At 73.1% G+C, this 8,714-nt stretch carries 9 protein-coding genes and 1 pseudogene; 6 read left to right on the top strand and 4 right to left on the bottom strand.

Features of this window, described 5'->3' with window-relative positions:
• Positions 1 to 89 precede the first annotated feature (89 nt).
• Positions 90 to 653 carry a glycosyltransferase gene (locus ACWCO3_RS26705; protein WP_450012644.1) on the bottom strand — a complete coding sequence of 188 codons (564 nt, stop codon included), beginning with the start codon at positions 651 to 653 and terminating at the stop codon, positions 90 to 92.
• A 76-nt stretch (positions 654 to 729) separates the two neighbouring features.
• Positions 730 to 1,977, bottom strand: coding sequence for a cytochrome P450 (locus ACWCO3_RS26700; protein ID WP_145779386.1), 1,248 nt, complete (start codon positions 1,975 to 1,977; stop codon positions 730 to 732).
• Between the two features lie 144 nt (positions 1,978 to 2,121).
• Between ACWCO3_RS26700 and ACWCO3_RS26695 the strand changes: the two genes are divergently transcribed.
• Complete coding sequence (locus tag ACWCO3_RS26695; RefSeq protein WP_450012642.1) at positions 2,122 to 2,529, top strand: hypothetical protein; 408 nt, start codon at positions 2,122 to 2,124, stop codon at positions 2,527 to 2,529.
• A gap of 96 nt (positions 2,530 to 2,625) precedes the next feature.
• On the opposite strand, the gene ACWCO3_RS26690 is transcribed toward ACWCO3_RS26695, so the two are convergent.
• The gene (locus tag ACWCO3_RS26690; protein WP_030491749.1) at positions 2,626 to 2,844 is read right to left on the bottom strand and encodes a DUF397 domain-containing protein; all 219 of its coding nucleotides are present in this window, start codon (positions 2,842 to 2,844) and stop codon (positions 2,626 to 2,628) included.
• Between the two features lie 69 nt (positions 2,845 to 2,913).
• Here ACWCO3_RS26690 and pepN point away from each other — a divergent pair, with 69 nt between their 5' ends.
• Positions 2,914 to 5,430 (top strand): aminopeptidase N, encoded by a 2,517-nt coding sequence (pepN, locus tag ACWCO3_RS26685; RefSeq protein WP_450012639.1) that lies wholly within the window; start codon positions 2,914 to 2,916, stop codon positions 5,428 to 5,430.
• A 47-nt stretch (positions 5,431 to 5,477) separates the two neighbouring features.
• On the opposite strand, the gene ACWCO3_RS26680 is transcribed toward pepN, so the two are convergent.
• Positions 5,478 to 6,479, bottom strand: a complete 1,002-nt coding sequence (locus tag ACWCO3_RS26680) for an FAD-dependent monooxygenase (RefSeq protein ID WP_450012637.1) — start codon at positions 6,477 to 6,479, stop codon at positions 5,478 to 5,480.
• On the opposite strand from ACWCO3_RS26680, the pseudogene ACWCO3_RS26675 reads away from it, so the two are divergent.
• The 4 genes and pseudogenes from ACWCO3_RS26675 to ACWCO3_RS26660 all read left to right on the top strand — a co-directional run.
• Positions 6,478 to 6,978 (top strand): annotated as a pseudogene (locus tag ACWCO3_RS26675) (FAD-dependent oxidoreductase); the annotation flags it as partial. The gene ACWCO3_RS26680 and the pseudogene ACWCO3_RS26675 overlap by 2 nt on opposite strands.
• A complete protein-coding gene (thiS, locus tag ACWCO3_RS26670; RefSeq protein ID WP_145778913.1) occupies positions 6,969 to 7,169 on the top strand; it encodes a sulfur carrier protein ThiS in 201 nt (66 codons plus the stop codon). The pseudogene ACWCO3_RS26675 and the gene thiS, both read left to right, overlap by 10 nt.
• On the top strand, positions 7,166 to 7,945 hold the full coding sequence (locus tag ACWCO3_RS26665) for a thiazole synthase (protein WP_357929672.1): 780 nt from the start codon (positions 7,166 to 7,168) through the stop codon (positions 7,943 to 7,945). Before thiS ends, ACWCO3_RS26665 begins: the two co-directional genes overlap by 4 nt.
• Complete coding sequence (locus ACWCO3_RS26660) at positions 7,942 to 8,670, top strand: thiamine phosphate synthase (protein WP_450012635.1); 729 nt, start codon at positions 7,942 to 7,944, stop codon at positions 8,668 to 8,670. The genes ACWCO3_RS26665 and ACWCO3_RS26660 overlap by 4 nt, the downstream gene beginning before the upstream one ends.
• Positions 8,671 to 8,714: the final 44 nt, after the last annotated feature.

Genomic DNA, 8,714 nt, shown 5'->3' with positions numbered 1-8,714 from the left:
CGCGCTCGGAGAATCCCTGATCTCGGTCGGCGCCGGGGTCGGAACCCAGATGATCCACTGGCCGACCTTGGCGGCAGCGCTACTCACCCTCACCGCAGCCAGGCCGGCGTCGCCTCGGAGCGGTCGTACGCGCGCATGGTGCGGATCAGTTCCAGGTTCTCGAAGAGCACGTCCGGGTCGTACCCGCCGATGGCGAGGAACGCGCTGCGACGCACGGCGAGGGTCCCCGGGTAGTCCGCGCCGAGGGCCCTGTTGAGCAGCGTCCGGCCGGTGTCCCACCAGGCGTGCCAGGGCAGCGGGTCGAAGTAGTTCTGCGGGCGGACCAGGTCGACCTGGTCGAGCAGGAGGTGTACGGCGGTCAGCCCGGCCTCGTCGTACCGGACGTCGTCGTCGGCGATCACCACGTGTTCGTGCTCCGCCGCGCGTACGCCGGTGCGGACGCCGAGCACCTTCCCGTTGAGCCCCGCGCCTGTGGTGTCGGGTGGGAGGTGCCGGACCAGCCCCGCCCAGGCGTCGGCGTGCCGGGCGAAGAGGTCCGGTGTTGAGCCGTCGACCACGAGCACGTCGACCCGGTCGGCCAGCCAGCGCAGGTAGTCGGTCAACTCGGCGAGGCCGCTGTCGGAGTGCCAGCGCAGCGGCAGCACGTACGTCATCGGCAGGCGGACCGGCCGAGCCGGCGCCCGTCGTACCTCTGCACGCCGTGGTTGATCGCGCACGGGCGTCGTCCGATCAGTCGGTGCGGCGGATGTTGGTGATGGTCAGGCCGAGGGGCGGCAGCGCCGGCATCCGGCGCAGGTCCAGGGTCAGGTCCTGGACCGGTACGTCGTAGCGCATGGTGGTGGTCAGGTTGGCGACCGCCCGTTTCATCAGGTCGATGGTGATCCACTCACCGGCGCACCGGTGTCCGGCCCAGTGGTCGCCGCCGCCCTGCGGGATCAGCGCGAACGGGTCCACCCGTCGCCCGGCGAACCGTTCCGGACGGAACAACTCCGGTTCCGGCCAGAGCGTCGGGTGGTGGTTGGTGCCGTACAGGTCGAGCAGCACCCGACGGCCGGCGGGGAAGTGGTGGCCCTGCCATTCGAAGGAGCGCCGGACCCGGGCCGCCGCCATCGGGAAGAACGGGTAGTAGCGGCGTACCTCCTGGACGAACTGCTCGGTGGCCTCGTCGTCGTCGCGGACCCGGTCCCGCCAGCCCGGATGGTCGTGCAGGGCGAGCGCGGCGAAGGTCAGGTACTGGTCGACGGCGACCACCGGGCGCAGCAGGTTCAGGAGCTCCACCGCCGCGGTCCGGCGGGGGAGCAGGTTGCCCCGCCCGTCCCGGTGTTCGGCGATCACTGCCAGGGCGCTGCCGGCCGGTGCCGGAGCGAGACCGGTCCGGGTCCGTTCGACCAGGTCGGCGAGCCGGCGTTCGGCGCGGCGACGGGCGAGCCGTCCCCGCCAGTGCCGGGGTCCGGCCAGCGCCGGCGCCTCGATCATGGCGTGCAGCTCGACGGCGCGGTCCGCGACCTGTGAGGCGGGCAGCGGCACCCCGACCCAGGCGTACACCACCCGGGTCAGCAGTCGGCCCAGCTCGTCGTAGAGCGACACCGGCCCGGCAGCCTCCCAGGCGGGGATCCGGGCGAGCCACTCGTCGTCGAAGAGCTGGCCGAGCTGCCGGATGGCGGCCGGCGTCATGATCGACATGAACATCGCCTTGCGGTCGGCGTGTTCCGTCCCGTCGAGTCCCTGCACACCACCCCGACCGGTGAGGGTCCGCTGCACCCGCAGCGGCATCGCGGTGGCGCGTTGGAAGCGTTCGGTGTCGTAGAACAACTCGGTCGCCGGCCGGCCGCGCAGGCAGATGGTCGGGGCGAGCAGGATCCGGGTCCGGAACACGTCGCTGTCGTAGCGCTCACAGCGTTCGCCGATGAAGCGGTAGCCGGCGCGGAGCAGCGCGAGGGTGCTGTCCGGGCTGCGGTCGGCCGGCATACTCGCCATCGGGTCTCCTCACGCGCGGGGTCCGGCCGGCTGTCTACCCCGGTCGCCGCAGCTGAATCCCTGCGCGGACGCCACACCGGCTGGCCCCTCCCAGGGGCAGCGGAACCTGGTTTGCTGCTGGTGGGGCAACCACGGGGAGGGCGGATGCGCGACAACACATCACCGCACTGGCGGCAGCGGCGGGCGCTCGGGGCGCTGGGCGGGAGCCGTGACGGGCGGTCACTGATCGGGCCGCCCCGGCGGCCCACCCGGCCGCGCCGGTCCTTCACCGTGCACCTGGGCTTCACCGCGCCCGACGTGGCCGAGGCCCGTGAGCTGGCGGTGGCGTACGCGGAGGCGCTGAGCCTGCTCCGCGTGGAGGTCGCCCTCGGTGCGGCGGCCCTGTCACCGGCGGACGCCTGGCAGCGGGCCGAGCGGCTGTTCTGCGGTGCTGTCGGCCCGGACGGCGAGCGCTGCGTCGACGTCGCCGACCATCCTGGTTTCCACCACGCCCCCGGTCCGGGCGGCCTCGGCTGGGGCGACGGCGACGGCCCCGGCCGGGCCGATGGTTGACCACCGGCCCGGGCCGGTCGTTCCGGTGGGGGAGGGCTGCGTGCCGGCGCCCCGACTGCGGGCACCGGCACGGCAACCGCACACCGGCCGGCGCGTTCAGTCCAGGTCGAACTCGCCGTCCTGCGCGCCGGCCACGAACGCGTCCCACTCGGCCTGGGTGAAGACCAGCACCGGTCCCTCCGGCTCGGCCGAGTTGCGCATCCCGATCAGATCGTCGACGAAGGCGACCTCCACGGCGCTGTCGGAGGTGTCCCCCTCGGCCCGCTGCCAGACCGCCCGAGAGAGGTCGAAGTCGCCCTTGGGGTGCTGCGCCATGGTTCTTTCCTCCAGTGCCGAGGGTCGTGTGGTGACCGGGTGCCGATCCCCATCGGGCAGGATAAGCGGATGCCGAGCCTGACCCGTGTAGAGGCGACCGCGCGTGGCGCGGCGATTACTGTCGAGTCCTATCAGGTGGACCTCGACCTGACCGGCGGCGCGGAGCTGTTCCGCTCCCGCGTGGAGATCCGGTTCCGGGCGACCCCCGGCACCGCGACCTTCGCCGAGGTCAAGCCCACCACACTGCTGGGTGTACGCCTCAACGACCGTGACCTGGACCCCGGCCTGCTCGCCGACAACCGGCTGCCGCTCGACGACCTCGACGCGGAGAACACGCTCGTCGTCGAGGCGGAGATGGCGTATTCCAACGCGGGCGAGGGGATGCACCGCTTCGTCGACCCGGCCGACGGCGAGACCTACCTCTACGCGATGTCGTTCCTCGACAACGCGCAGCGCATCTTCGCCGCCTTCGACCAACCCGACCTCAAGGCCCCGTTCACCCTCTCGGTGACCGCGCCACCGGAGTGGACGGTCTCCGGCAATGCCGAGGTGGTCGCCAACCCGGCTCCCGGCCGGTGGGAGTTCGCCCCGAGCGCGCCGTTGGCGACGTACTTCTTCTCGCTCATCGCCGGGCCGTGGCACGTCCGGCGGGCCGAGCACGACGGTGTGCCACTGAGCATTTACTGCCGCCGGTCGCAGGCCGAGCACCTGGACGCCGACGCCGACGAGATCTTCACCGTCACCCGGCAGTGCCTGGACCGGTTCCACGAGCTCTTCACCGAGCGCTACCCGTTCGGCAAGTACGACCAGGCGTTCGTGCCCGAGTTCAACGCCGGCGCGATGGAAAATCCGGGCATCGTCACCTTCCGCGACGACTACATCTTCCGCTCGGCGGTCACCGACACGCAGCGCGAGCAGCGGGCTAGCACCATCGCCCACGAGATGGCCCACATGTGGTTCGGTGACCTGGTCACTATGCGCTGGTGGGACGACCTGTGGTTGAACGAGTCCTTCGCGGAGTACCTGGGCACCCGGGTCACCGCCGAGGCGACCCGTTTCGACCAGGCGTGGACCACCTTCGCCATGCGCCGCAAGGCCTGGGGTTACGCCGCCGACCAGCGCCCCTCCACCCACCCGATCGCCCCGGAGGAGGTCGCCGACGCCGACGAGGGCCTGCTCAACTTCGACGGCATCTCGTACGCCAAGGGGGCCAGCGTGCTGCGGCAGCTGGTCGCGTGGCTCGGCGACGAGGCGTTCCTGGCCGGCCTCAACGCGCACTTCGCTGCTCACCGCTTCGGCAACGCCACCCTCGACGACCTGCTGGCCAGCCTCTCCAGCGCCAGCGGGCGGGACCTCTCCGGCTGGGCCGAGCTGTGGTTGCGTCGGCCGCAGGTCAACACGTTGCGCGCCGAGGTCGCCGTGGACGCCGACGGCCGCTACACCGAGGTGGCGGTGGTGCAGACCGCGCCCGAGTCGCACCCGGTGCGGCGCCCGCACCGGCTCGGCGTGGGCCGCTACTCGGCGGACGGCAGCGTCCTCCGCGACGAGGTGGACATCGACCCGGCCGTCGACGGTGATCGGACCGTGGTCAGTCAGCTGGAGGGCCTGCCGGCGGCCCGGCTGCTGCTGCTCAACGACGGTGACCTCACCTTCGCCAAGGTGCGTCTCGACCCGGCGTCGGCGGAGGCCGTTCCGCTGGTGCTGCCCGGTCTGACCGACCCGCTGGCCAGGGCTGTGCTGTGGGGCGAGGCACTGGACGCCGCTACCGACGGGGAGCGGCCGGTCGCCGGCCTGGTCGACCTGATGGTCGCCGCGCTGCCCACCGAGACCGAGGTGATCATCGCGGAGGACGTGCTGACGCTCAGCCGGTCGCTCGTCGACCGCTACCTCGACCCGCTGACCCGGTCGGCGGCGCTGGCCCGGGTCACCGAGGCGTGCCAGCGCCTGCTCGACGGCGCACCGGCCGGAGAATCGTTGCAGCTCGCCGCCGCACGAGGCTGGATCGCCACGACCACCGATGACGACCTGCTCGTCGGCTGGCTCGCCGGGCGGGACGTGCCGGCCGGCCTGAAGGTCGACGCGGAGCTGCGCTGGGCGGTGCTGCGCCGGCTGGTGGTGCTGGGCGCCGCCGGCGAGGCGGAGATCGCCATCGAGGCGGCCGCCGACGTCAGCTCCACGGGCGCGGAACGGGCCGCCCACTGCCGGGCCGCCCTGCCCGACCCGGCGGCGAAGCAGGCCGCCTGGGAGATCATCGTGCGGGACACCGACCTGTCCAACCGGCTGTTGGAAGCGACAGCCGAGGGGTTTTGGCAACCCGAACAGGCCGAGCTGACCGCCGCGTACGTCGACAGGTACTTCGCGGAGATGCCGGCCGCCGCGAGTCGGCGTACCCCCTGGACGGCCGACCGGGTGGCGGCTCTGGCGTTCCCCCGCTACGCCGTGGCGCAGCCGACCCGGGAGGCGGCCGCGGCGTTGCTGGCCCGCGACGACCTGACCCCCGGCCTGCGCCGGGTGGTGACCGACGCCGACGACGACCTGCGCCGCGCACTCGTCGCCCGAACGGCGGTGGCGGCCGCGTCGGCATGAGAGCAGTCGGGCGTGGGGTGGCCGACGAGCCACCCCACGCCCACCACTCAGCGCAGCGCGGGCTCCGCTGTGACCGGGGCGTCCCAGTCGATGACGTAGCGCTGCTCGTCGGCGACGGTCTTCTCCGGGTCCATCGCCGTGCGCACCAGCAGCGGCATCAGCAGCGGCATCAGCGTCCGGGCGACCGGCCCGGGCGCCTTGGCGTGGTTGATCCGGGCCGCACGGGCGGCGACCTTCTCCACCCGGGAGCGACGCAGCCGCACGTACGCGTCGAACGCCGACGCGACGTCCGGCAGGTCCCGCAGGCAGCGGGCGAGCTGCACAGCGCTCTCGATGGCCAGCGACGCGCCCTGCCCGGAACTGTTCGACGGCGCGTGGGCGGCGTCGCCGACCAGCACCATCCGCCCCCGGTGCCAGTGCGGCACCGGCGGCATGATCTGGAGAGCGCCGACCACCTGGAGTTCGTCGGCGATGCTGGTCGCCATCAACTCCCGGCCCGGGTCGTCGTCGCCGTAGCTGCTGCGCAGCGTGTCCAGCCACCGTTCGGCAGGCACCGCGCGGGCCTCGACGAGGCTCATCGGTCGCTGCTGCGGCAGGTTGACGCCCCACCGAGTGCCGCCGCCGGGCTCCGGCCAGTACAGGTAGTAGCCCCGTCGTCCGAAGGCGAACGTCATCGTGCCCGGCGCTGCGTCCACCTCGTGCCGGGCGACCGCCTCGAAGCCGAGCAGACCGGTGAACCGGGGGCCGGGCGCCGCCCTGTCGATGAGCCCCCGGACCGTGGACCGGACGCCGTCCGCGCCGACCAGCACGTCGGCGGTCGCGGCGGTCCCGTCGTCGAAGTGGGCGGTCACCCTGTCACCGGTCTGTTCGGCGTCGACCAACCGCTTGCCGTACGCGAACGTGACGCCCTCGGCGACCGCCCGATCGTGGAGCACCCGATGCAGCTCGGCCCGGTGCACCACGCGCAGCGGCGGCACCCCGGCCAGCGTGGGCAGAGCGATGCGGCGGCGGCCGACCGCCATCATGGTGCGCTCGATGGGGGTGGCCAAGGGCCAGATCCTCCGGCTCCGCGCGCCCGACGGCGTCGCGCCGGGCTTCCGGCACGTGATCCGGGGGTACGCCGACGGCGAACCCGTCTACCTGGTGCCCCGTGTCGACGGGGAGGTCGTGCTCGGCGCGACTGTCGAGGAACGGGCGGACACCACCGTCACGGCCGGCGCTGTGCAGCGCCTGCTCCGCGCCGGAGTCGACCTGCTGCCGGAACTGGCCGAGTACGACCTGGTCGAGGCGGTTGCCGGGCTGCGCCCGGGTACGCCGGACAACGCGCCGATCCTCGGGCCGCTGCCCGGCCGGCCGGACGTCCTGGTCGCCACCGGGCATCACCGGCACGGCATCGTGCTCGCCCCGATCACCGCCGACCTGATCGCGGACCTGGTGCTCGACGGCGTAAGCGACCCGTTGCTCGCGCCGTTCCGGGCCGACCGGTTTCTCGGCCTGACGCCGGGTGGCAGCCCTGATCGCAGCACGGAGGGGGACCAATGGAGTTGACGGTGAACGGGGCCGGGCGCAACGTGCCCGGCGGCTCGTCGGTGGCCGACCTGGTGCGCGACATCGTGCCCGAACAGCGTGGGGTGGCGGTCGCTGTCAACGGGGAGGTCGTACCCCGTGCGGGTTGGCCGGCCACGGCGCTGCGCGACGGCGACCGGGTCGAGGTGCTCACCGCGGCGCAGGGCGGGTGAGCGGCATGTCGTTCGAGCTGGGCGGGGAGACGTTCACCTCGCGGTTGATCCTCGGGACCGGCGGCGCCGCGAACCTGCATGTCCTGGAGCAGGCGATCCGTGCGTCCGGCACCGAGCTGGTCACGCTGGCGTTGCGTCGGGTGGGTACCGCGCCCGGCTCCACCGGCGGGCTGTTGGACCTGCTGGACCGGTGCGGGGTACGACTGCTGCCGAACACCGCCGGCTGCCACACGGCGACCGAGGCGGTCAAGGTGGCCCGGCTGGCCCGGGACGCGTTCGACACCGACTGGGTCAAACTGGAGGTGATCGGCGACGAGCGGACGCTGCTGCCCGACGGGGTGGAGCTGCTCCGCGCCGCCGAGGAGCTGGTCGCCGACGGCTTCACAGTGCTGCCGTACACCAGCGACGACCCGGTGCTGGCCCGTCGCCTCGCCGACGTGGGCTGTGCGGCGGTGATGCCGGCCGGCTCACCGATCGGCTCGGGGCTCGGCATCGGCAACCCGCACCACATCCGGCTCATCCGGCAGGGCGTGGACGTGCCGGTGATCCTCGACGCGGGCATCGGCACCGCTTCCGACGCCGCCCTGGCCATGGAGTTGGGCTGCGACGGGGTGCTGCTGGCCAGCGCTGTCACCCGGGCGGCCGACCCGGTGGTGATGGCGACCGCGATGCGGTACGCGGTCGAGGCGGGACACCTGGCCGCCGGGGCCGGCCGGATCGCCCGACGTTTCCACGCGCTCGCCTCCACTCCCGACGAGGGAAGACCGGACCTGTGACCGGGCCGGACGGTGTCGTCGTGTTGACCGACCGGCTCGTCGCGCGCGACCGGCTCGACCGGGTCGTGGCGGGAGCCGTGGCCGGGGGAGTGCGCTGGGTGGTGCTGCGGGAGAAGGACCTGCCCCGCGCCGAACGCGCCGCCCTCGCCGCCGACCTCCGCGCGATCCTCGCCGACGTCGGCGGGACCCTCGTCGTGGCCGGCCCCGACCCGCTCGGCGGCGATGCGGTCCACCTGCCGGCCGCCGGCCCGTACCCGCCGCCGACCCACAGCCTGGTCGGCCGCTCCTGCCACAACCAGGCCGAGCTGGACCGCCTGACCACCGAGCACTACGCCACCGTCTCCCCGGCTCACCCCACAAAGACAAAACCGGGCTACGGCCCACCCCTAGGGCCAGACGGCCTGCGGCGGCTGATCGACATCAGCCCCGTCCCCGTCCTGGCCCTCGGCGGAGTAGAAACCCCAGACCAGGTAACCGCCTGCGTCAAGGCGGGAGCAGCAGGAGTAGCCGTCCTGGGCGCGATCATGCGAGCCCAAGACCCCGCCGAAACAGCCGCCACCCTGACCAGCGCTTATGTCGAGGCGATCACCCCTGAGCTGACCCAAACCCGGCGCGGGGTCATCCGGGTCCCCACGTCAGGGCTGCGGCCGACCGTGCCCACGCAGGGATCAAGCCTGACCGCCCGGAGTGGGCGTTCGACGGGGCCACGTACACCACAGTGCTGAGCGCGGTAACAGTCGCCGGTAAGCGGTGGACCAGGTTGGCCGCC

The organism is Micromonospora sp. NPDC002411 (assembly GCF_053592955.1).
The sequence above is the reverse complement of the archived record's forward strand: the minus strand, read 5'-3'. Positions and strand labels throughout refer to the sequence as shown.